16 protein-coding genes are annotated in these 24,092 nt (G+C 68.6%); all 16 read right to left on the reverse strand.

The window, feature by feature from the left end:
* Positions 1-17: 17 nt before the first annotated feature.
* Positions 18-2,405 (reverse strand): transglutaminase-like domain-containing protein, encoded by a 2,388-nt coding sequence (locus KXZ72_RS05920; protein ID WP_226082930.1) that lies wholly within the window; start codon positions 2,403-2,405, stop codon positions 18-20.
* On the reverse strand, positions 2,402-3,787 hold the full coding sequence (locus KXZ72_RS05925; RefSeq protein ID WP_226082931.1) for a DUF58 domain-containing protein: 1,386 nt from the start codon (positions 3,785-3,787) through the stop codon (positions 2,402-2,404). Before KXZ72_RS05925 ends, KXZ72_RS05920 begins: the two co-directional genes overlap by 4 nt.
* On the reverse strand, positions 3,784-4,785 hold the full coding sequence (locus KXZ72_RS05930) for an AAA family ATPase (RefSeq protein ID WP_226082932.1): 1,002 nt from the start codon (positions 4,783-4,785) through the stop codon (positions 3,784-3,786). Before KXZ72_RS05930 ends, KXZ72_RS05925 begins: the two co-directional genes overlap by 4 nt.
* Positions 4,778-10,630: an Ig-like domain-containing protein gene (locus tag KXZ72_RS05935; RefSeq protein ID WP_226082938.1), complete on the reverse strand. Its 5,853-nt coding sequence runs from the start codon at positions 10,628-10,630 to the stop codon at positions 4,778-4,780. The genes KXZ72_RS05930 and KXZ72_RS05935 overlap by 8 nt, the downstream gene beginning before the upstream one ends.
* Positions 10,627-12,075 carry a serine/threonine-protein kinase gene (locus KXZ72_RS05940; protein WP_226082939.1) on the reverse strand — a complete coding sequence of 483 codons (1,449 nt, stop codon included), beginning with the start codon at positions 12,073-12,075 and terminating at the stop codon, positions 10,627-10,629. Before KXZ72_RS05940 ends, KXZ72_RS05935 begins: the two co-directional genes overlap by 4 nt.
* Before the next feature lie 55 nt (positions 12,076-12,130).
* Complete coding sequence (locus KXZ72_RS14710; protein WP_264159474.1) at positions 12,131-14,644, reverse strand: FHA domain-containing protein; 2,514 nt, start codon at positions 14,642-14,644, stop codon at positions 12,131-12,133.
* Positions 14,641-15,528 (reverse strand): PP2C family protein-serine/threonine phosphatase, encoded by an 888-nt coding sequence (locus tag KXZ72_RS05950; protein ID WP_226082947.1) that lies wholly within the window; start codon positions 15,526-15,528, stop codon positions 14,641-14,643. The genes KXZ72_RS14710 and KXZ72_RS05950 overlap by 4 nt, the downstream gene beginning before the upstream one ends.
* Entirely contained in the window at positions 15,525-16,301 is a 777-nt protein-coding gene (locus KXZ72_RS05955) for an FHA domain-containing protein (RefSeq protein ID WP_226082950.1), read from the reverse strand. The genes KXZ72_RS05950 and KXZ72_RS05955 overlap by 4 nt, the downstream gene beginning before the upstream one ends.
* Before the next feature lie 355 nt (positions 16,302-16,656).
* Positions 16,657-17,241, reverse strand: a complete 585-nt coding sequence (locus KXZ72_RS05960) for a helix-turn-helix domain-containing protein (protein WP_226082952.1) — start codon at positions 17,239-17,241, stop codon at positions 16,657-16,659.
* A 97-nt stretch (positions 17,242-17,338) separates the two neighbouring features.
* A complete protein-coding gene (gene der / locus KXZ72_RS05965; protein WP_226082954.1) occupies positions 17,339-18,856 on the reverse strand; it encodes a ribosome biogenesis GTPase Der in 1,518 nt (505 codons plus the stop codon).
* Between the two features lie 150 nt (positions 18,857-19,006).
* Entirely contained in the window at positions 19,007-19,684 is a 678-nt protein-coding gene (cmk, locus tag KXZ72_RS05970; protein ID WP_226082957.1) for a (d)CMP kinase, read from the reverse strand.
* Positions 19,685-20,785, reverse strand: coding sequence for a prephenate dehydrogenase (locus tag KXZ72_RS05975; RefSeq protein WP_226082959.1), 1,101 nt, complete (start codon positions 20,783-20,785; stop codon positions 19,685-19,687).
* Positions 20,786-20,824: 39 nt separating this feature from the next.
* Complete coding sequence (locus KXZ72_RS05980; protein ID WP_226082961.1) at positions 20,825-21,631, reverse strand: pseudouridine synthase; 807 nt, start codon at positions 21,629-21,631, stop codon at positions 20,825-20,827.
* Positions 21,632-21,669: 38 nt separating this feature from the next.
* A complete protein-coding gene (scpB, locus tag KXZ72_RS05985) occupies positions 21,670-22,386 on the reverse strand; it encodes an SMC-Scp complex subunit ScpB (RefSeq protein WP_226082963.1) in 717 nt (238 codons plus the stop codon).
* Positions 22,376-23,209 (reverse strand): segregation and condensation protein A, encoded by an 834-nt coding sequence (locus KXZ72_RS05990; RefSeq protein ID WP_404823670.1) that lies wholly within the window; start codon positions 23,207-23,209, stop codon positions 22,376-22,378. The genes scpB and KXZ72_RS05990 overlap by 11 nt, the downstream gene beginning before the upstream one ends.
* The gene (locus tag KXZ72_RS05995; protein ID WP_226083449.1) at positions 23,193-24,032 is read right to left on the reverse strand and encodes a ParA family protein; all 840 of its coding nucleotides are present in this window, start codon (positions 24,030-24,032) and stop codon (positions 23,193-23,195) included. The genes KXZ72_RS05990 and KXZ72_RS05995 overlap by 17 nt, the downstream gene beginning before the upstream one ends.
* Positions 24,033-24,092 lie beyond the last annotated feature (60 nt).

The following is a 24,092-nucleotide window of genomic DNA, read 5'->3' on the forward strand; positions in this document are numbered from 1 at the left end:
GCCCGGGCCAACCGGACTCAGTCCAGCCCGGGCGCGGACTCGGACGCGGGGGTGGGGAGCACGGGCGCGGGCCGTTCGCGCCTCCCGGCCGCGCGCACCCGCCGCTTCCCGAGGGAGCGCGGCGAGAGCCAGGCCCGCAGGCGCGCCCAGCGGGAGAGGCTGTGATCCCAGCGCTCGCGGGTAGCCGCGATGCCGTCCCAATAGGCCTGCGCCCGCTCGGGGCCAACCGGGTCCAGGTCAAATATTGCCCGGTCCGCCTCGCGCGCGAGCTCGGCAAATCCCTCGCGGTTGAGGGAGAGCGCATATTCGCGGCGCGTGGCCGGACCCGGGCGCGGGGCCCCGCGATCCACGGCCAGGTCCACCGCCTCCTCCCAGCCCGCGGCGATGCGTTCGCGCGGATCCTCGCGCCGGCGCCGGGCCCGCCGGCGCCAAAACTTGGTGCCGGCCGTGGCCAGGATCGGGGAGGCAAGAATCAGCAGCACCACGAGTCCCAGCGCCACATAGCCAAGCACGGTGAGCAGGGTTGCCAGCCAGGCGGAGTCCTCCCGCTCCTCCTCGAGCTCGCGCCCATCCGGGCGATAGGGCACAACGGAATCATCGCTCTCGGGGGCGGGGGGCGGCGGGATGCTCAGCGGATGCGATACCCGCTCGGGATCCAGCGGATCCTCCTCGGGGACCTCGCGCCATTCCGGGGTGGCGTCCAGGGAGACCCAGCCCTCGCGGGTACTCACCTCGGTCCAGGCGGTCACGTCCTCGCCCGTGACCGTGCCCTCCTCGGAGGGAAGGAAACCAAAAACCACGCGCGCGGGAAAACCCAGCTGCTCGGCCAGTAGCGCGGCGGCTACCGCATATTGTTCGGCATCGCCGATCAGCCGCGGTCCGCCCAGGAACTGCGCCATCCGGTCCAGTGCGTGCCCCGAACGGCTATATACCTCGCCGGGTCCGCCGTGGCTGATATAGCCCTCGCGCAATCCCGCCACGACCGCCGCGAGCTTCGCGCCGTCGCCGGTGACCCCCGCGGTCCACTCGCGCACGCGCGCGCGCAGCTCGGGCGGAACCTCATCGAGCTGCTGCATGCGGCCCGGGCCCGGGCGCAGCGCCGAGAGATCCGCGGAGTCATCCGGGGAGGCCAGCAGGGCATCCAGCCGATAGCTATCGCCCGCGGCCACGCCGGAGCGCACCGCCGCGGTGCCCCCACCGCGGTTATAAAAGAAGGAGTTATCCAGGGTCGCGGAGCGGTCACCATAAAAGTCCACGGCGATCAGCCTGCCCGCGGTGGGCAGCCAGACCCCGCGATAGCCGTCGATCGTGATCTCCACGCTCCGCTCGGTCTCCCCCGCCACCTCGGGCTGGTCGATCCGGTATGGCACGCGCCGGAAGTCCCCGGTATCGCTGGGTTCCTCGGGATAGCCGGCGCGATAAAACACCCCGTCATAGGTATCCAGGGTGGCCACGCGGATGCGGGCCCCGGCGGGCAGGCCGCTCACGGTGAACTGTCGCTCCTCCCGGCGGTCCTCATTAAAATAGGCGCGGAACGAGGACAGCGGCGCGGCATATTCGCGAGTATCAAACGGCGGTTCGATGCTGTCACGCAGCACCAGGCGCGGCGTATCCGCCGGCAGCGCGGCCACCGCCGCCGCCGCGGCCCCGAGCCCCACGGCCACCACCAGGGCACCCGCGAGCACCGAGCGCGCCGAGCCGCGGGCCCCGCCGGTGCCCACGATCGGGGCCCCCTCGGTGGCCGCGAGTATCGCGGTGGCCCGGCCCCGGCGGACGCGTTCGCGCCAGATCAGCCAGACCAGCGCGATCACCAAAAACAGGCCGCCCTGCGCCGCCAGGAGCGCGTTGGGGGACAGCCCCACGATCGGCGAGAGGGGGCGGGAGACCCCCGCAAGAATGCCAAAGATCAGCACCAGAAGCGGCGCGGCCACCCCCAGGGGGGCCGTCCGGCGGGCCCGTAATATAAGCAGCAATCCGCCAAAGCCCAGAAAATAGAGCAGCAAAAACGGCGGGATCAGGAGGCCCTGATACGCGCCCACGGGCGCGTCCACGGTGAGTAGTCGTTTCCAGGACAGCGCGGTCTCGCGCAGCAGCTTCAGCAGGGACTCCCCCGTGGGCAGCACGCCCCAGAGCGAGTGGCTGGGCAGCACCACGCCCGCACCAATTACCAGATACCCCACGAGTAACAGCGCGGGTGGCAGCCAGCGCGAGGCCCAGAATCCGCGGCGGCGGGCCGCGGTGAACAGCGCCAGGGCGCAACCCGCGGCGAGCGCGATGCCGCCGATCAGGAAGAGCCGCGGATGGCGATAGATGGGCCAGAGTGTGCTCAGCGCGAGCATCATCAGGACCATAAAAAACAGGATATTCAGGGCGCGTTGGCCGCGCTCGGGCCGCAGGCCGGTCATTTTCCGGCCGCCCGGGAGAGCGAGTTTTTCAGATCGTCCAGATAGCCGATCGAGAGCACCGTGAGGTTATCCACGTGCCGCACAGTGGGCACCACGCCGGGATTGCACACGAGCGCCACGATCTCGGTTCCCAGCGGAAACGCGAGTGCGGCGGAACGGATCTGGGTGAGGGTGGGCACCGAGCCGCAGACCAAAAAGGCCACCGACACATCCGGTACCTCGGTCATGCTGACCCGGGTGAGTACCTGCAGTCCGATGCTCGCGGCGGAGTGGCCCACCCCGGAGAGGTCGTCCAGGAGCCGGGAGGGGCTGGTGCTGCGCGCATGCTCGGCATGCGGCGGGGAGGCAGCGTATTCGGGCTGTTCCCCCGAGTAGAGCACGGTGGTATCGCGGCCGTCGCGGATCGCGCGCACCCCGAGCGAGGCTGCCACACTCACGGCCAGTTCAAACTCCTCCTCGCTGAAATAATCGGCGCTATCGCAGGTGAGTGCGATCAGCAGCTGGCTGCGCCGGGTCTGCTCAAATTGCCGCACCATCATCGTGCCGGTGCGGGCGGTACTCTTCCAGTGAATATGGCGGCGATCGTCCCCGGGCACGTATTCGCGCAGCGCGTGAAAGGAGATATCGCTCTCGGTCAGGTCGCCGCTGGGCATGCCCTCGAGGTCGCGGATTAATCCCGTGGAGGTCGAGGGCACCGGGATGGTCACGGGGTGCACAAATAGTGTTGCGCCCGCCGTCCACATCAATTCGCGCCGCAGCAGGTGCAGCGGGTCCTGGCGCACCGAGCGCACCGGGCCCACGGTGATCACCGAGCGGCGCACGGTGGGTACCCGGAACTCGCCTCGGAACTCCCCGCCGGCCGCGAGGCTGGGCAGGCGAAACTCGGCCCGGCCCTCCCCCACGGGAATCTCGATGCTTTCGGGCATTAGCCGGCGCCGGGTGGGGTTGCGGATGAGCACGGCTCCCGGGGCGTCCTCGCCCACCACCACGCGCGGGCTGTGCAGGTCCAGCTCCACCGAGTACACGCTGCGGCCGATCATAAACAGTGCGGCAATGCCGGCAAATACCAGCGCGGCTACCCCCATAAAGATGGCCTCCACCCAGCCCAGCCAGAGCCCGAGGAGCGGGCCCAGCACGGCCACGCAGGCCACGGCCCGCCCGGGGCCGGTCACGGTGGCCATTACCCAGTCGCGGGCGCGGCCGAGCGTGCGCAGGGTCTGCGAACGTGCCCGCCGGGTCGCGCGCAGGAGGCGCACGCGGCGGGCCATTCCGGTACCCGTGAGCGAGGTGACGGTGGCCCCGGCGCGCGTGGTTGACCCGCGCCGGGTCGTGCGCACCGAGCGGGTTCCGGTGTCGTGGGGGTGGCGGCGTTTTTCGCTCACGCCACGGTTTCACGTTCCGAGGGCGGCGCGACCTCGATCAGGAGCCGGGAGATCACGGCATCGGCCGTGACCCCGTCAAATTCGGCCTCGGTATCCAGCATCAGCCGGTGGGTGAGTACCGGACCGGCGAGGGCCTTCACGTCATCGGGCAGCACATAGCGCCGGCCCTGCACCGCGGCCCAGGTCTTGGAGCAGCGCACGAGCGCGAGGGCGCCGCGCACACTCACCCCGAGGCGCACCTCGGGGGCGCTGCGGGTGGCCTCGACGAGGCGGGCGATATAGTCGAGGATCGCCGGTTCCATATGCGCGGTCTGCGCGAGCGCGGCCATCTCGGCCACGTTTTCGCTTGTGATGATCGGTGCCAGTACCTGATCGTGGGCGCGTACCCCGGCATTGGCGAGGATATTCAGCGTGGCCCGGTGATCGGGATAGCCGAGCGAGGTTTTCATCATGAACCGGTCGAGCTGCGCCTCGGGCAGGCGATAGGTTCCGGCCTGCTCCACGGGGTTCTGGGTCGCGATCACCATAAACGGTCGGCCCACGTTATGGGTCACGCCGTCCACGGTGACCCGCCCCTCCTCCATGACCTCCAGGAGCGCCGACTGGGTCTTGGGGCTGGCCCGGTTGATCTCATCGGCCAGCACGATGCTCGCGAAGATCGGGCCCTGGTGGAACTCAAACTCGCCGTGCTTCTGATCGTAGATACTCATTCCGGTGACATCGCCGGGCAGCAGATCGGGCGTGAACTGGATGCGGCTGCTTGTGCCGTGTACGCTCTGCGCGATGGCGCGGGCCAGCGAGGTTTTTCCGGTTCCAGGATAGTCCTCAAGGAGCAGGTGGCCGTTGGAGATCAGCGCCGTGAGGGCCAGCTGGATCACGCGGGTCTTGCCCAGCAGGGCACCCTCCACGTTGACCACCACGCGGTTAAACACATCGGCAAACCACGCGGCCTGCTCCGTGGTCATCGACTGTTTTTCTTCGGGTGCTGCGTTAATCATTATTCTCTTCCGGGGAATCGGCGCCGGGAGTGGCGGGGAGGTCAAGGAGCGTTCGGGAGACCCCACACGGGGCCGAGAGCAGCGGATCCGGGGTGCGCACATTGCCCAATCGCGCCCGCGCGATCACCTGATAGGCGATGGCCGGCACCCTGGCAGTCTCGGCGATGGTGTACTCGCGGCCGCCCGGACGGACGTTATAGCTATAAATGATGCCGTCGATTCCGGCGGCCCCGATGGCCATCGGCATTGCGCCGGCCAGTGTGCACTGATTGGCGTCTCCGGCCCAGGACAGGGAGAGGTCCATCGGCAGGAACGAGGCGGCCGGACCGGTCACGCAGCGGTCGCCGTTACAGACCTCCAGCCGCGCCTCATTGGTGCGGTTATAGTCATAGTCCACCGGGGTGAGGTTCAGCGGGACGCCGGGGGTGATCGCGAGGGTGCGGGCGCCGATCTTCAGGCGATAGATCACGCCCTCGGCCACCGCCCCGACGCTCACGCTCACGGGGGTGCGGTTCTCCACAAAGTCCCCCACGGTCACGCTGGGTGCGGCGGGCATACCGGGCTTCTTAAAATAATCCACCGTGATGCTCGCCGTATTACAGCCCCAACCATTGGAGACGGTCACGTGCAGGGTATGTGTGCCGGTCGCGGGATTGGGCAGGCTCGCCGAGGTGGCGGTGCCGGTGGCCGCCGCACACTCGGGCGCTGTATTTCCCCAGGCCGCGGCATAGGTGGGTGTGCCCCCGCCGGTATTATCCAGCGTCCAGTCCACGGTCAGTGCGGTGTCCTCGGCATGCCCACGATAGGTGAGGGTGGGGACGCCGGGGCGGTCCAGGATCGAGGTGGCTCCGCCCGTACCCACGTTCCACTGAATCGCACCATAGGTGGAGGTATCGATATTATTGCGGGCCTCCACGGTCACCGAATAGCCTCCGCGCGCGGGCAGCCCCGCGGGGGTGGAGATCGAGGTGCCCGCGGTGGAACCCGTCCACATCGGGGCGCCATCGGCCACCACGGTCACAATATAGTTATTGGCCGGGGTGCCGCCGCGCGGGGTCACCGATGCGGTCCAGGAGATGTCCAGGACTCCGCGGTTTCCGGGCGCAAATAGGTCATCGGCGGGCTGCTGCCGCGCCGTGATATCGGTGGGCGCCTCGGGGATGAAGTCGATCCGCAGCGGCGCGCTCGCGGGACCCTCCGGGGAGGTACCCACCGAGTTGGTCGCGGTGGCCACATAGCGCAGGGCCGTCCCCACCGGGGCCTGCCCGGCGGTCACCGTACAGCTGGAGGTATCCAGCCCGCAGGAGACCTGCACCGAACCATCGGTGCTGCGCAGCCGATACTCGGTGATCGGTTTGCCGTTGCTTGAGGCCGAACCCGCGAAGCTGATCCGCAGGGCCCCGTCGTTTCCGAAGTGATCCTGTTTCAGATAGGTGGGCACGCCGGGTGCCTCGGGCACATCCACCACCACGATCGTGACGGTTCCGGTGACCTCGCGCTCGCGCGCGCCGCTGGCATCGCGCACCCGATAGGTCAGGCGCAGATTCGAGGCGATCTCGGCGTTTTGGGTGGCCGTCACCGTGACCGAGCGGTTGCCCGAGGCCACGGCGCTGAGCCCGGGCACGGCGTTTTGCATCTCCACGCTGATCAGGCTCAGCGGCATAAACTCCGCGGGGCCCACGTCATTGGCCAGCACGTCCACGGTGGCCGAGGAGCCCCGGCGCACCTCGATGGTATCGGGCAGCGCCTGCGCGAGCGGCTTGGTTGAGGTCACCACGGTCACCTCGATCGAGGCGGTCACCACGGTGCTCTCGGCATCGCGCACCCCGATCTGCACGTTATGGTGGGCCCCGACGGTCGCATCGCGCGGGAGGGACAGCGTGAGCCGCGAGCCGCTCAGGCTCGCCTGCGCCCCCTCGGGGGCGCCCGCGGGCAGGTTCCAGACCAGGTCTCCCGCATCCTCGGGATAGGGATAGATGGTGAGGTCGCGCAGGTCCAGGGTGCGCGAGGCGGAGGGTTCCAGCGAAAGCGTGGATCCGCGCAGCACGGGCGGGGAATTATGCACGGGTGTCACCGTGATCGGGAGCACAATCGTGGCCCGGTTGGCATCGCCCGCGGGATCCCCATCCGCCACCTCCAGCAGGATCGACGCGGGACCCGAATAGCCCTGCTGCGACGTGAATTGCAGCGTTGTATCGTTCACCACGGGATTATCACCATTGGAATTGGTGGCCCGCACGGTGCCCGGATCGGCCACGCGCACGCGGCGGTCCCCCGCGGCGATGACCTGCTCCCCGAGCGGGATCACCAGCCGCTCGCCCGAGGCCACCGTGAGGTTTTTGGCATCGGCGCGGCGCTCGGGCACGCTGCTTTCAGCGGCGGGAACCCAGATAAAGCCGTAGCTGGAGATCTCCGGATTATCGCGCACGGATACCTTAAAGGGCAGAATCTGCGCCTGCGGGGTCACGATAATCTCGATGTTGCCGGCGGCGGTCACGCTGAGGTTTTTGCCCCAGCGCGGGACGCTTGAGAGCTCCAGATCGGAGTTTTTCCCCTCGGCATAAAACACGCCGTCCCAGACGTCCACCGCGAGCGTCTCGCGCACCTTGGCGATATCGGTCAGGGTCAGGACGGTGTCCTCCACGATTGGTCGCACGGGCGGGGCGTCCGCGCGCGCGTTGACCTGAATCCACGCGGAACTGCGGCCACCCGCGGCGCTCTCGATCGTATAGAGCACGCTGTGGACCCCCTCCCCGCGGGGAACCTCCAGGGTCACGGTATCCTCGGTGAACTCGGTGGGGATCTCCGCACTCTGTTCCACGTCCACGATCTTGAGTCCGCCCCCGTCGGGATCGGAATCATTCAGCAGGGGCTGCACGGTGAAGCGGGTTCCCGGGCTCACGGTGAGGACATCGGTGCGGGCAATGGGATCGCGGGCGATGGCCGAGGCCTCGGCGATACCCACCCGAATCTGGGCGGTGCCGCTCAGGCCCAGCCCATCGCGCACGGCATAGTGAAATACATCGGTACCCCACTCGGCATCGCCCGCCCGATAGTCAAAATAATCCTTGCCGGTGGCCACAATCATGCCCTTTTCCGGGGCCGATTGCAGGCCCGTGAGGGTCACCGAATCGCCGTCATCATCGATGCCCGAGAGGGGAATCTGAATCCGCACGGTATTTCCCTGGGTCACGCGCGCGGTCACCGTATGCGGCTGCGGGGCGGTATTGGATCCACGATCCACCTCGCGCACCGAGATCTGCACGGGTGCCGAGGCGCTCTCGCCACCCGGGCTCTCCACCACATAGGTCGCGGAGTACTCGCCGGGCTTATCGGGGGCCAGATAGCGCAGGGTATTGCCGGAGGTGAAGAGCAGGCCCTCATCCTCCGAGAGCTCGCGGGCCAGGGTGGGGCTCAGCGTGAGCGGGAGCCCATCGGGGTGAATATCGTTTTTGAGTACGTCGATATCCACTACCTCGCCCACCCGCACGATCGCGCGGTCGGGCATCGCCACGGGCGGTTTTTCGCGCGCGGGTGGTTCCACCTGGGTCACCGAGACTGTGCCCGTGGTGCTCTGGGCGCCGTTGCTCACCACATAGGAAAACTCGGTCTGGCCGTCCGGGAGTGGCTCGCTCAGCGAGACCCGCAGCAGCGAGTGCCCAAGCGATTCCACCAGCAGGCCCGCGATGCCCGGGGGCGAGATCACGTCGGTGATCACCAGGACGCCGCCCGCGGGGTCATAGTCCCGGGCCAGGATATTGATGGTATCGGTCTGCCCCAGATAGAGGAACGCCGAGGCCCCCACCGCGACCGGCGGCAGGTTATCCTCGGGGGCCGCGGTGACCTCAAAGCGCAGGTGTCCCGAGGCGGCCACCACACCATCACCCACCTGATATTCAAAGAGATAGGTGCCGGGTTCGCCGGCCTGGAAGCTCACGTCGCCGCTGGAGGTATCCACCCGCAGGCGTATACCCTCGCGATCCTCCACGGGCACGCCGATCAGGCGCACGTTGCCGTTTCCGCCGCGCACCATTTCCAGCGGTGAGGCGATTAATTCGCTGCCCACAACCCCGCTCACGGTGACCGGCTCGGCGATGATGGGCACATCGGCGCCCAGCACCTCGATATCCAGCAGGCCGGAGCCCTGGGAGTGGCCATCGGAGACGATCAGGCCCACCGATTTGCTGGCCCCACCCTCGCCGGAGTCCTGATAGTACACGGTGCCGGAGGCGGCAAAGGTCGCGCTATCGGGCGCGCCGATACTCGTCTCGGCGAGGAAAAACGGGTCACCATCGGGGTCATACCAATCGGCGAGAATATCGCGCTGGAAGGCCCCGCCGGGCAGGATGGCATTCACCGTGCGCCGCGCCTGCACGGGCGGGTTATTCTCCGCCGAGGTACGCACCTGCACCGTGACATTGGCGCTCGCGCGCCCGCCGTGGCCATCGGAAATGCCGTAGCCAAACGTGAATTCTCCCGCGGCATTATCGCGCAGCGACACGCTCAGCTGCTGGCCGTGCAGGACGATCGCGACCGAGCCCATCTCCTCGGGAAAACCGGTCACCTCGTCGATATAGAGGGCATCACCATTGGGATCAAAATCGTTGAGCAGCACGGGGAGCGGGCTGGTGCGGCCCGGGCGGGCACCAAATACATCGTCCACCGCGACCGGCGGCTTCTGCACGGGGTCCACCTCGGCGGGAAGGGTGGGATCGTTGATCTCCTCCTTATCGCGGTCCTCGATATCGTCGAGAATCTCGTCCCAGTTATTCACGAGCTGGCCCGCGTCCTGGATCATCCAGGCGCGGCCGGTGCCGGCATCGTTAAGCACCACGGCGCCCGAGCGCGCCACAAAGCGCAGCTGCGCCCCCGCGCCGAGGCCCTCCAGGCGGGTGGTCTCGGGGCTGCGCGTGCCACACTGACTCCACAGGGTTCCCTCGCCCCAGGCGGCAAATACGCAGCCATCCACGAGCACCGGGACCGCCGGTTCGGCGTCCTCCAGCGAGAGCACGCGGGTCGCGCGGCCATCGCTAAACGAGCGGCTGAGCAGCCCCTCGCTATCGGCAATAAAAATGGTTTCGGCGCTCACGCTTGAGGAGATCAGGCGCGCACCCGGGGCGGCCCCGCTCTCGGTTGCCGCACCGCCGTCCACGCTGATCGCCCCGCTCTCGCGGTTGAGGATCACGGCGCGGCCCGAGAGCACGGCCGCGGCATATTCGTCTTCCTCGCTGCCCAGGTCCACCGGGGTGCCGCTTTCGGGGCGCACGGTGGCATCAATCGAGGTCTTAATCAGCCCGCTCTGCACCGAGTATCCGGCAAAATTGCCGTCCCGGTCCACCGCCACGGCCGAGTTTTTTCCGAGCACCAGATCCGGCTCGGAATCGGGCCCAAATGAGTCCAGGGAGTTGAGATTAATAAACCAGACCCGGCCGGTGGGCGCGGCGTGCACCACCACCGTGCGATCGCTCAGCAGCACCTCCGAGGAATCGGTGGGCAATTGGATCCGCTCGCCGATTGTGCTGAGCGTTTCGTCCACCACCCCCAGTTCCTTCTGTGCCGTGGCGTGCACGAGCACCATCGCGGAGTTTTGCACGGTGATCACGTCGCGGTTCTCGGAGCGCTCGGCGCTATCCAGCGCGCGGATCTGGGTATTCAGCCGCCCGATCGCGTTCTCGGAGCCGTTCACGACCCAGGTTCCCGCGTCGTTCAGATCCACGCGTTCGGTGCGATAGCCGCCCGAGGCAATAGCGATCACGGCCACCAGGGTCAGCACCAGGACCGCCGCCAGCGATCCATAGGCGAGGGCGAGGTTGCGGCGCACCCAGGCGCGAACCGCGGCGATCATCGGGTGCCCGCGCAGGTCTCGGGGCCGGCAGGCCCGGGCTTGCCATCGCGGGTGACCGCGACGCTGATGCATACGGGCGCGCCGCTGCCGTCCGCGGTGATGCGGAACTCGCGGTTGGCCTGTGCGGCGGGGGTGCCCTCGCGCGGCGTCACCAGATAGCGGTCATTTTCGGAGAGTCCCGGATCGGCCCAGGTGAAGACCACCACGCCGCCCTCCAGGGTGGAGCTAATCTCGGTGACCATCGGCAGCTCATCCGAGCGGGAGAACCAGAGCAGCCCCACGGAGGTGGCCACCACGGCGAGCGCCGCGATGCCCCCGATCAGCGATACGGTGCGCGTGCGCCGGCGGCGCTCCTCGCGGGAGCGGGTCACGGTGGAACCCGCGGGTCGCAGCACCGTGAGGGCGCTATCGCCCAGGGCGCTGTCCATGCCACTGCTCTCCTGCACCACGCTCCGGCCGGAGCCCGAGTGCCGATAGCGGCGCGGCGCACCCGAGGCCCCCGCGCGGCGCGGGGGTTCGGCCACGGGCGCGGCGAGGACCGCGCGGGAATCCTCGATACGGTTGTCATCGGCGATCTCGGCCACGGTCTGTACCAGGCCCAGGCCGGCCTCCGCGAGCTGCAATTCGCGGACAAATTCAAGCATGGTCGCGGGACGCTCGGCGGGATCCTTGGAGAGCGCGCGGGCGAGCGTGGCCTCGAGCTCCGGCGGCACATCGAGGCGGCCGAGGGGTTGCAGGCGATCGCGGCCGATGATGCGGGCATGGATGCGCTCGCGGCGATTCACGGCGCGCTCATCCTCGGGGTGTTCAAAGGGAGAGCGCCCGCGCAGCAGCGTAAACAGGGTCGCGGCGAGGGAATAAACCTCGCTGCGCGGCGTGCCCTGGGTATCCTCGCGCAGGACCTCGGGTGCGGACCAGGGCACGGACATGCCCTCGGCCTGCGCATTGGCCGAGGCCGCGAGGGTAGCGGCAATACCAAAATCGGCCAGCACGGGATGGCCGTACTGGGTCAACAAAATATTGGAGGGTTTAATATCCCGGTGCAGGAAGCCGATGCGGTGCGCGGTCTCCAGGGCCCCGCCGATCTTGATCCCCACGCGCAGCACCTCGTCCACCCCGAGCGGCGCATCCTTATATCCCGAGCCGAGCGAGGACGGGCAGTATTCGAGCACCAGATAGGGGCGGCCATCGGGGGCGATGCTCGCCGAGTGCACCGTGAGCACCGCGGGATGGTTTTTCAGCTGCGACATCAGGTTCGCCTCGGACAGGAACATCGCGCGCTGTTTGGCGTCGGCGATCTTGGGCATCAGCACCTTCACGGCCACCTCGCCGCGCGGGAAGTCCTTCTCATAGAGATACACGTAGGCGAAGCCTCCGCGGCCCAGCACACGGATGTGCTGATAGCCGGAGAGGATCGGGGGCGCGATTGACTGGTGTGCGGTCACGGCGAAGATTTCCTTTGAATAGTGCTGCGGGCGGGGCGCGGGTGGCGGGGTGGGCCTATCCGGCCTCGGTCACGATAAAGAATTCATTTCCCACCTCGACCTGACTGCCAACCTCCACAAAGACCTGCTCGCCGGGGATCAGTTCCTGCTCGGTGGCGCGGGGGGAACGCACGCGGGTGCCGTTTCCGGAGCCGCGGTCGCGGATCCACAGCTCACCCTCCTCGATGCCCAGCTCCAGGTGGGTTTTGGAGACCGAGCGGGCGGGATCGGCGACCATAAACATCGCGGTGAAGAGCTCATCGGGGCCGGCGAGGGGCTTGCGGCCCATCAGGGAGGCCCCGGTGACCCAAAACTCCTGGCCCGAGCCAAATCGCAGGACGTAGCGGGTTGCGGATCGTCTCCGCATGCGCCGCCGCGAAATCACGTTCTGGCCGGCGGTGGGTACCGAGGTGCCGCTTCCCGGGGTCGGGGCGCCGGCCGCGGGGATGCCGGCCGCGGGGGTGGGCGCGGCGGCCGCGGGGGTTTCGGGCGGGGCGATGCCCGCCGGGGGCGTGGGCGCGGATAGCTGGCCGCCCGGCGTCGCGATAACGGGTTCGGCGGCGGGTGTGGGCTCGGGCAGCAATGCGGCGGGCTCGGGCAGCGGCGCGACCGCGGACGGGGCCGGGGCGGGCAGCGGCGGGACCGAGTCCGCGGGCGCGGGCGTGACGGCCTCGGCCGGCTCGGGCGCAATAACGGGCTCGGGCACGGCAACCGGCTCGGGCATCATCATCGGCTCGGGTACGGCTACGGGCTCGGGCGCAATAGCCGACTCGGGTCGGATCGCCGGGGCCTCCTGCACGGGCACGCGGGCAGCCGCTTCCACGCCGACGTCCGGGGTGGCCGGGGCCGATTCGCGCCCGGTCGGCTGTAGCCGTTCCTGCGCCTGCAGGCGTTCCTGCGCGGCCGAACGCTCGCGCAGGGCGGGCGCACCGGTTTTTGCCGGTCGCGGGGTCGGCGCGGGCCGCGCCCCGGCGGCTGCACCGAGGTGCGCGGCGGGAAGCGGACCGGGTCCGGGCTTGGGAATCGCGCGCGGGGTGGGGCCCGGGGCCGAGGGCTCGGGCGGCATCATGGAGGTGAATGCTGCCACCGCCGCCACGGCGGACGCGAGTGTGGCCGATATTTCGGGCGTGCCCCCGGTCTCCTCGGGATGGGTATGGGCGAGGGGATTCGCGGCGGGGGTCGGCTCCGCGGGCGCGGCCGGCACGGGCGCGGGCGCTACCGGGGGTACCGGCGGTGCGGGAACGGTCGGTGCGGGAAGGGTCGGCGCCGGCAGGGTCGGTGCGGGAATGGCCGAGACGGTCGGCACGGGCGCACCCGCGGTGGCCCGGTGGGCATAGTCGGGGGCGGCACCGGTGGGCTCGGTATCGCCGTTAAGCGCGAGGTCCTCCGCGGCGCTGAGCGATCGGGCGAGGGCCGCGCGCTGCTCGGCGGCCAGGGCAAGCGCCTCCGCGGCCAGACGCACGGTTTCCGGGGTCGGGACGGGGATCGGCCGGATCGGCAGCGGCGAGTCCTCCGCGGGCGCATCGCTGCCCGCCGAGACGTCGGGGGTCGCGGGCTCGGCGGGACGCGCGGGCGCGATCAATACGGGCTCCGCGGGACGCGCGGGCGCGGCAGCCTCCGCGGGGATAACCGCCGCGGGGGCCGGCGATACTCCCGGCTCGGCGGAAGGCGGCATCGCGGGCATCACCGGCAGATCCGGGACCGCGGGCTCGCCCAGTACCGCTGTCATCTCCGCCCGCGGCATCATCGGCATCGCGGGCTCGCCCGCTATCGCGGTCATCTCCGCCGCCGGCGGCATCGCGGGCATTACCGGCATCACCGGCAGGTCCGGCAGCACGGGCTCGCCCGCCACCGCGGTCAGCTCCGCCACCGGAGGCAGGGGCTCGGCAAATTGCGGCATCGAGGGCACGACCGGCGCGGCGGGCACTGTGGGCTCGACCGTGCCCGGCAGGGGCGGAAGGGTCGCCGCGGGTGCCGGGGTGGTCTCCGCCAGGGCGGCGGGGTCCATCGCGGGTGCCGCACCGATGTTCTCGGCGCCGTCCGGCTCGGCGGCATGTGCGGCCGCGGCCGTGCGGCGCTGGGCGCGCGTGGTGCCCGCGGTCATCTCCTCGGACATCGGAAAGGCATAGGACAGTTCGGCGGCATCGGTCAGGCCCGCCGTGCGCTCAAGCGCACCGGCCTCGCGCCGTCCCGCCCGGGTGCTCGTGGCGGCCTCCCGCGCCGAGCGCCCCGCGGGATGCTCCGCGGGGACCGTGCCGGGCAGCGGCGGGCGCGGCGGCACCAGGGTGCCATCGGGCAGGATCAGCGTGACCGAGGGGGCCACGCTAAACGTGGGCATCGGCGGCTCCTCCGCGGTCGTCGCGCCGGGGACGGGAGGCAGCGGGGGTAGCTCGGGGGGCAGCGTGGACTCGGTCGCGCCGCGGGGAGCGGCCGGGGCCATCCCGCCGCTTCCGGCGAGCATCCCGCACTCGGCACAAAAGAGGCTACCGGGCACGGCGGGGTGCCCACACCGTTCGTGTGGCGTAGTCATGATCCGTCCTTTCCGGGGAGCCGGTTGTGGTTATCGAGTGGGGAATGGGTGAGGGGGCGGGCGTGTCTGCCGCCGCCGGACTCCCCAGGGGTCCGGCGTGCGGCCCCGCGAATCTCGCCGGCGCGCACCACCACGGCGGTTACGTTATCGCGGCCGCCCGCCGCGAGGGCCTCGGCGATCAGGCTGTCCACGGCGATCCGGGGCGTGGGCGCCGCGGAGAGGATCGCATGGATTTTCTCCTCGCTCACCTCCGCGGTGAGCCCATCGGAGCAGCAGAGGACGGTGCTGCCCGCCAGGATGGGGATCAGCCAATAATCCGGCACCGGGTCCGCCTCAAATCCCACGGCCCGGGTGATCACGTTGCGCCTGCGGTCGGTGGCCGCCTGATCGGTGGTCAGCGCACCCCCGTCCACAAGCGCCTGGACCACTGAGTGATCCACACTGACCCGGGAAAACTCCTCCCCGGAGAGCAGATAGGCGCGGGAATCCCCGAGATTAAAGAACATCCAATACGGCGCGCCCGCGCGCTCGGTCACGGTCACGCCCACCACGGTGCTGCCGCCGCCCCCGCCGATCACACCGGTATGCTCCGCGATCAGCTCGGTGGCGCGCGCGAGCCCACCCTGAATCTGTTCGGGACCCATGGGTGTTTCGCGCAGCGCCGCGAGCGAACCGGTGACCGCCGCACTTGCCAGGTCCCCGGCGGCGTGTCCGCCCATGCCATCGGCCACCACAAAGAGCGGCGCCCGGGCAAAAAAACTATCCTCATTGCGTTCGCGGGTGAGCCCGGTATCGGTGCCCCCGGCCCAGCCGAGCATCACCGAGCATTCCCGCGAGGGCGCGGTCCATATCCCGCCCAGTCCGGGCGCGGGTGCGGCGCTCATGCGTCCCCCTCCGCGCGGACGGGTAGTGTCCCCACCCGGATGCCCTCGCCCAGGTCCAGGACGCTGCCCGGCAGCACCACCACCGGGATCCCGGCGCGCAGGCGCTGAGATCGGCCACCGGGCACCAGGAGCATCGTGCCATTGGCCGAGTGCAGGTCCTCGGCGAGGAGGGCCTGGCCCTCCTGCCACAGGCGCAGGTGGCTCCCGGAGATCTCTCCCGCGGGTGAGGGCACGGCGATAAGCGTGGGCAGGGCCCCGCTGCGCACGCGCGCGGAGCGGGGGCTACGCCCGAGGATCAGCGCGCCGTCGAGGGTGACCACACCGTGGCCCGTGATCTCCACCCGCAGGGCGGGAAGCCCGGAGGCCGGGCTCGGCTCGTCCGCGGTGGGCACCGGGGGAATGCTGGGGATCACCGGCGCCTGCGGCGGCGGGAGCCTGTCCATTCCACCCACAAGGGTGTGATCGGCCAGCGCCGCGAAGGGTGCCCCGAGCACGGTGTCATCGGTATCGTTGATCCAGCCGGCATTCAGCACGGTGGCATCGGAATCGGCCGCCCGCACATCCACCAGGATGGTATCGTCATGCACACCCACCCAGTGTGCGTTTAAGACGGTATCCCCGGCATCACCCGAGGTGGCGTTAAACAGGGTCGCCTCGGCCTCCGCCTCCGCTGTATGCGCGGGCGTTCCCTCGCCGAGGATCGTGGATTCGGTGGCATCGGTATCGCCCGGAGTGAGCAGCGTTGCGTCTCCGGGGTCGTGAAGGGCACTCACCGTGCCCCGTCCACGCGCGGGAAAATTACGGTGGGCGTGGCCGCCCCCGTAACGCCGAGAATTACATTCGGAGTCCATCGCGAAACTGATCGGGATTCGGCGGGAAGGCCAAAAAATCCGTCGGTCGTTTTCATAACAGGCTCATTGTAGCCCGGCTTACACCCCCTTTCAGGGGACTTTAGGGGCCCAACTCAGCGCCGGGCGCGGGCCACACACCCGCGCATCACGCGACCCGCGTCAGTCCGCGCCACGCGAGCGGATTTTGCCGCGGAGGCAACATAATATTGGCGCATCCTACCCGCCAACGCATCGACCCTTTTACGCCCCACATCCGGAAAATCTCGCGGGTGACGGGCTATTCCGCCTCGTCGAGGGCACGAACGTGCATGCGCTCGCCCTGTTTTCCAAATAGGCTCAGAATCTCCACCGGAGCACTACCGGTACTCCCAAACCAGTGTGGCAATCGGGTATCAAACTCCGCCACCTCCCCCGCCCCCAGCTCGATATCCCGGCCGTCCACCTGGAGGCGCAGCGTGCCCGAGAGCACGTAGATCCATTCGAAGCCCTCGTGCACGCGCGGATCGGGGCGGGACTGGGTCGCGGGGATGCTGATCTTAAAGGCCTGGAGAGCGCCCTCGGCCCGGGTGAGCGGCTGGATCAGCCGGCCGTGTACGCGCTGGGCGGGGACGCTCACCCGGGGATCGGCGAAGCGCGGGGCCTCCACGATGCGGTCCAGGCTCACGCCGAGGGCCGCCGAGAGCGGGAGCAGCAGCTCCAGATTGGGTTTACGCTGCCCGGATTCCAGCCGGGAGAGGGTGCTCACCGAGATGCCGGTCACGGAGGCGAGCTCCACGAGGGTCAGATCGCGTTTCATCCGCAGTTCACGCAGGCGCTGGGCCACGCGCGCGAGGGCGGCGGCGGTTTCCGGGGTGGGGTCCATGCCCCCAGTTCACACCGTGCCGGGCCGCCTGGCAACTTCCTTTGCCAAAAACGCAAAACGGCCGCCCGGCATAAAATACCGGACGGCCGCGGGGGCGCTACTTCTTGGAGCGGTCGCGCTTCTCACGCACGCGCATATTCAGCACGATGGGCGAACCCTCGAAGCCGTATACCTCGCGCAGGCGGCGCTGGATAAACCGGCGATAGCCGGGGTCCAGGAAGCCCGTGGTGAAGAGCACAAATGTGGGCGGACGGCTCGTGGCCTGGGTACCAAACAGGATGCGCGGCTGCTTGCCACCACGCAGCGGGTGCGGGTGCTCCGCGACCAGCTCGGACAGGAACGCGTTGAACTTTCCGGTGGGAACGCGGGTATCCCAGGAGTCCAGCGCCTTTTCCAGCGCGGGAACCAGCTTCTCCAGGTGACGACCGGTATGGGCGGAGATATTCACGCGCGGGGCCCAGGACACGTGTGCCAGGTCCTGCTCGATCTCGCGCTCCAGATAGCGGCGGCGGTCATCATCCAGCAGGTCCCACTTATTAAAGGCGAGGACCAGGGCGCGGCCGGATTCCAGAACCAGGTCGATGATGCGCACGTCCTGCTCCGAGATCGGCTGCGAGACATCGATCAGGACCACGGCCACCTCGGCCTTTTCCAGCGCGGCGCTGGTGCGCAGCGAGGCATAAAAATCGGCTCCCTGGGCGAGGTGTACGCGGCGGCGAATACCGGCGGTATCCACAAAGCGCCACACCTTACCGGCCAGCGTAATCTGCTCATCCACGGGGTCGCGGGTGGTTCCGGCGAGGTCGTTGACCACCACGCGCTCCTCACCGGCGGCCTTATTCAGGAGGCTGGACTTGCCCACGTTGGGGCGTCCGAGGAGGGCCACGCGGCGCGGGCCTCCCACCTCCTCCTTGGCCACGGCGGAGATCTCGGGCAGCTTGGCCATGATCGCGTCGAGCAGATCGGCCACGCCGCGCCCGTGCAGGGCGGACACGGGCCAGGGCTCGCCGAGGCCCAGCGACCAGAGCACGGCGGCACCCGGCTCCTGGCGAACATCGTCCACCTTATTGGCCACGAGGAAAACGGGCTTATTCATCTTCCGGAGCATCTTCACGACCTGCTCATCGGTGCTGGTGGGGCCCACATTGGAGTCCACCACAAACATCACGAGGTCGGAGAGCTCGATCGCGATCTCGGCCTGCGCGGCCACGGAGGCGTCGATACCGCGGGCATCGGCCTCCCAGCCGCCGGTGTCCACGAGGGAGAAGCGACGCTCATTCCACTCGGCCTTATAGGTCACGCGGTCGCGGGTCACACCGGGGGTGTCCTCAACCACGGCCTCGCGGCGGCCGAGGATACGGTTCACGAGGGCGGATTTGCCCACGTTGGGGCGACCCACGATCGCCACAACCGGCAGGGCCGGGAGGTAGCGGATCGCATTGGGGTCTTCGGTAACGCCGGCGAGGACGTCAAAATCGTCCTCGTCCAGGTCGTAGTCTTCCAGGCCGGTGCGCAGGGCACTCGCGCGCTGAAGGACGAGGTCTTCGTCGAGATTTTCCAGGCGCTCGACAAAATCGTCGGATGCGGGCAAATCTTCGTAGTTGTCAGCTGACATCTGCGGTGTATCTCTTTCTGATGAGAACTCAGGTGTTGCGAGTTCGATGTTGACCGCCGGGGCGGCCGTGCCGCCGACGCCTGTGGACGCCTGCGGGTCTGTTCATTTTTGGGTGAAGGGCTCAGGTGTTGCGAGCCCGGATGGTGCTGCCTAGCGGGAGAACTCCGGGGAGGACTCCACCAGCTTGATCACGGCGGCAACGGTGGCCGGGAAATCGAGGTGGGTGGTGTCGAGGGTAGAAACGCCCTCGGCGGCGGTGAGGAAATCAACCACGGCGGAATCGGCACGATCCCGGCGGTGCAGCGCCTCGGCCGCGGATTTTGCCGCGTCACCGCTAAGCTCGGCGCTGCGACGGGCGGCACGCACCTCTTCCGAGGCGGTGAGCAGAATCCGAACGGGAGCGTCCGGAGCCACCACGGTTGTGATATCGCGGCCCTCCACTACAATACCCGGCTTTGGGCTGGCGGCAATAATGGAGCGGAAAAGTTTATTAATGAATGCCCGCACCTCGGGGACCCGGGCGATTGCGCTGACGCCCCCGGAGATGCGCGGATCGCGGATAGCCGCGGTCACATCGCTCTCCCCCACGCGCACAAAATACTCATCGGGATCGGTGCCGATGGCATAGTCAAAACCGGGCAGGGCCGCGATCACCGCCGCGGAGTCCTCACCGTCCAGGCCGGCATCGGCCACATACCAGGCCAGCGCGCGATAGGCAGCGCCGGTGTCCAGATAGGCGAAGCCGAGGCCGCGGGCCGCGGCCTTGGATACGGAGGATTTGCCGCTGCCGGCGGGGCCGTCGATGGCTACTACAAATACGGATGACATTTATACGCTCGCGATTCTCCAGCCGCGCGCCTCGAGATCCTCGATGGTGCGCTGCTTAACCTCGGGAAGGACCGCGATCTCGGCGAGGCCGATCTGCGCGCCCGGGGAGTGCTCCAGGCGCAGGTCTTCCATGTTGACATTAATCTCACCAAGCTCGGTGAGCAGGCGGCCGAGTTGGCCGGGGGTATCGTCCACCATGACCACGATGGACGAAAAACGCTGGGACTGGCCGTGTTTACCGGGCAGCCGGGCCACGCCGGAATTGCCCGCGGCCATCACATCGGCCACGGCGCGGCGGGCGCCCGCGGCATCGGGATCGCGCAGCGCCTCGGCCACGGAGCCCAGGCTCGCGATCATCCGTTCCAGGGACTGCACCACGGGTGTGGCATTGGAGGCGAGGATCTGCAGCCAGAGCTCGGGCGAGCTGGAGGCCAGGCGCGTGGTATCGCGCAGGCCCTGCCCGGCGAGCTGCACGGCCTCCTCGGGGGCGTCCACGAGCTGCGCCGCGAGGATGCTGGATACCAGCTGCGGCAGGTGCGAGACCAGGCCCACCGAGGCATCGTGTTCCTCGGGGGTCATCTCGGAGAGCACGGCCCCCACGTCCAGCGCCAGGTCCTCGATCAGGGCGAGGTCCTCGCGCGGGGTCTCGCCATCGCGGCAGATCACCCAGGGACGCCCAAAAAACAGGTCGGCGCGGGCCGAGATCGCCCCGCCGCGCTCGCGCCCGGCCATTGGATGCGAGCCGATATAGCGGGTCAGGTCCACGCCGCGTTCGCGCAGCGTGAGATAGGGCTCCAGCTTCACGCTTGCCACATCGGTCACCACGGCCCCGGGATAGGCGGCGAGCGCCGCCTGGATCGCATCGGCCGTGACATCGGGCGGCACGCAGACCACCACGATGCTCGGGTTATCCCCGGGCGCGGGCAGGCGGCCGGCGCCATAGTCCACGGCCAGGCGCAGGTTGCTCGGGGAGGCATCATCGAGGATGACCTCAACCCCCTTGCCGCGCAGCGCAAGCCCGAGGCTGGCACCGAGCAGCCCGGCACCCACGATCCGCACGGGTCCGCGGGTGCGGGTGGCCGCGGTTTTCTCGTTCTTCATAACGTCCTGTTTATCTCACTGCGGCGGGGCCGCACAAACCTATTCCCCGGGAACCGGGGCGTCCGGGGTTTTCCCGGCCGCATCGGCGGCGGCGCGGGAGATGGTGAGCACGCGGCCCAGCTCGGCGGTGGAGAGGTCGCGATACTGACCCTGGGCGAGTGTGCCGAGGTTGAGCGGGCCGAAGGAGCGCCGCACCAGGTCGATCACGGGGTGGCCCACAAAATCCAGCATCCGCCGCACGATGCGGTTTTTACCGGAGTGCAGCGAGATCTCCACCATCGAGGTATCGCCGTTATTGCCGAGCAGGCGGGCCTTATCGGCGCGGATCGGGCCGTCCTCGAGGTCAAAGCCGCGGGTGAGCCGGGCGATGGTCTGCGGGGTCACGCCGCCCTCCACGCGCGCAATATAGGTTTTGGTCACGCCAAACGAGGGATGCGCCAGAATATGCGCCAGATCGCCGTCATTGGTGAGGATCAGCAGGCCCGAGGTCTCCTGATCGAGGCGGCCCACGTTAAACAGGCGCTCCTCAAAATCATTGGTATAGCGGCGCAGATCGGGGCGGCCGCGCTCATCGGCGAGGGAGCTGACGATGCCCACGGGCTTATTCAGCATCACATAGCGCTTGGTTTCGTCGAGCTGCACGGCCTGGCCGTCCACCGCCACCAGATCGTTTTCGGGATCGATGCGGCGGCCCAGCTCGGTCACGACCTCGCCGTTAACCTCGATGCGGCCGGCCACGATCATGTCCTCGCAGACGCGGCGCGAGGCCACGCCCTTCTGCGCGAGCACCTTTTGCAGGCGCACGCCCTCGGGCTGGTCATTGGCGTCAAATTTATGAGCGGACATCCGCGTTATTTCCTTTTGTTGTGGAGGGAGATCGGGGGTTACCGCAGGTGGGTATCAAACTCTTCCGAGCCATCGGCCAACAGGGGTGAGATCGGGGGGAGCTCCTCGAGGGAGTTGATTCCCAGCTGGGTGAGGAGCAGATCGGTGGTGCCGTAGTTGATGGCGCCGGTCTCGCTATCGGTGAAGACCTCGGTGATGAGGCCCCTCCCGGCGAGGGTGCGCACCACCGAGTCTACGTTGACGGCACGGATCGACGCGATTGCTCCCCGGGTGATGGGCTGTTTATAGGCGATCACGGCGAGGGTTTCCAGCGCCGCCTGGGAGAGTTTGGCGGGGTTTTGGGTGTGCACATAATCGGCCACTACCTCGTCATAATCGGTGCGCACATAGATGCGCCAGCCGCCGCCCACCTCGCGCAGCTCAAAGCCGCGCCGCGGGCCCGCGAGGTGCCCGTCAAAATCGGAGACCAGCGCCAGCACGGCCCGGCGCACCTCGCTCACGGGGGCGCCCACGGCGGTGGCCAGCTCGATCAGCGAGAGCGGTTCATCGGCGATGATCAGGATGGATTCGAGCGCGCGCTCCAGGGGAAACTCCGCGGCGGCATGCGGGGCAAGCGCGGGTTCGCCGCCGGGCGCGGAGGTATCCACGCGTTCGGGGAAGGCCGCCGCGAGATCGCTCACGAAGCCGTCCTCGCGCTCGGCGAGCGCACGCACAAACGCCGGCTGTTCGCCCTCAAACTCGGTATTAGTTGTCATAATCGGCCCCCAGGTGTGCCAGTTTCTCGGAGTTCCAGTCCTCGGCCACCCAGGTGACGATGAGTTCCCCGAGCGGTTCTTGCTGTTCAAAGCTCACGGCCGCGTGACGGTAGAGTTCCAGCAGCGCGAGGAAGCGCGCGATGATCACGCCCTTTTGGGTGGCGCCGGATACGAGGCGGCGAAAGCTCAGCGGCTCCCCCTCGCGCAGCAGCGTCACCACATACGCGGCCTGCTCGCGGAGGCTCACGAGCGGCGCATGCAGGTGGTCCAGGCCCACCGTGGGGATCTCCGCGGGGGTCAGCGCCAGGAGCGCAAGCGCCGCAAAATCCTCCGGGCCCAGCGTCCAGGCCAGTTCGGGCGTGCGCTCCCGGAATTTTTCCTCGAGGCGCACCGTGCGCGGATGCCGCGTGGTCTCGGCCTCCAGCCGGGCGAGAAACCAGGCCGAGGCCTCTTTAAACGCCCGGTATTGGAGGAGGCGGGCAAAGAGCAGATCCCGCGCCTCCAGGAGCGCCACGTCCTCGGCATCCACGAGCTCCCCCTGGGGCAGGAGCCCGGCGATCTTCAGGTCCAGCAGGGTGGCCGCGACCACGATGAACTCGGAGGCGCGATCCATCTCCTGCTCGGAGTCCACGCCGCGCAGGTATTCCAGGAACTCATCGGTCACCGCCGACAGGGCGATCTCGGTGATATCCAGCTCGCGCTTACCGATCAGCGTGAGCAGCAGGTCAAACGGGCCGTCAAAATTATCCAGGGCCACCCGGAATACCGGGGTGGCCGCGGAGTGTGTCTCGGCGGCGGGTGCCAGATTAGGCGACGGCACCACGCGCCACCAGCTCGCGGGCCAGCTGACGGTAGGCCTTGGCGGCCTGGTGTTCCGGGGCGAACTCGGTGATCGGCACCCCGGCCACGCTGGCATCGGGGAACTTCACGGTGCGACCGATCACGGTCTCCAGCACGGAATCACCAAAGGCATCCACCACGCGCTCCAGGACCTCGCGCGAGTGCAGCGTGCGCGAGTCGTACATCGTGGCGAGGATGCCATCCAGCACGATGGCGGGGTTCAGCCGGTCGCGCACCTTCTCGATGGTTTCGATCAGCAGGGCCACGCCGCGCAGGGCAAAAAACTCGCATTCCAGCGGGATCAGGACGCCGTGGCTCGCGGTGAGCGCGTTTACGGTGAGCAGGCCCAGCGAGGGCTGGCAGTCCACGAGGATCACGTCATAATCCTGGCTGACCTTGCGCAGCACGCTGGCCAGGATCTGTTCGCGGGCCACCTCGTTAACGAGGTGTACCTCCGCGGCGGAGAGATCAATATTGGCGGGGATCAGGTCCAGGCCGGGCACCTTGGTGGCCACGATGGCCTCGTGCGGATCGGCCTTGGAGTTCAGCAGCAGGTCGTAAATCGTGGGGGTATCGTGCGAGTTCACGCCGAGGCCCGCGGAGAGCGCGCCCTGCGGGTCAAAGTCCACGGCGAGCACCCGGCGGCCGTAACCGGCCAGTGCGGCACCCATGCTGATGGTGGTGGTGGTTTTGCCCACGCCACCCTTCTGGTTGCACAGGGAGATGATGCGCGCGGGGCCGTGTTGGGCCAGCGGCGCGGGCTCGGGAAACTCGGTCAGCGGGCGTCCGGTGGGTCCGAAGTCCATTCCGTCGAGCGGTGTGCCCTGTCCTGCTTTTGCCACCTGCGTGTCCTCACGTCCGGCCGA

This window comes from Mycetocola spongiae, from assembly GCF_020424085.1.
Taxonomy (GTDB): domain Bacteria; phylum Actinomycetota; class Actinomycetes; order Actinomycetales; family Microbacteriaceae; genus Mycetocola; species Mycetocola spongiae.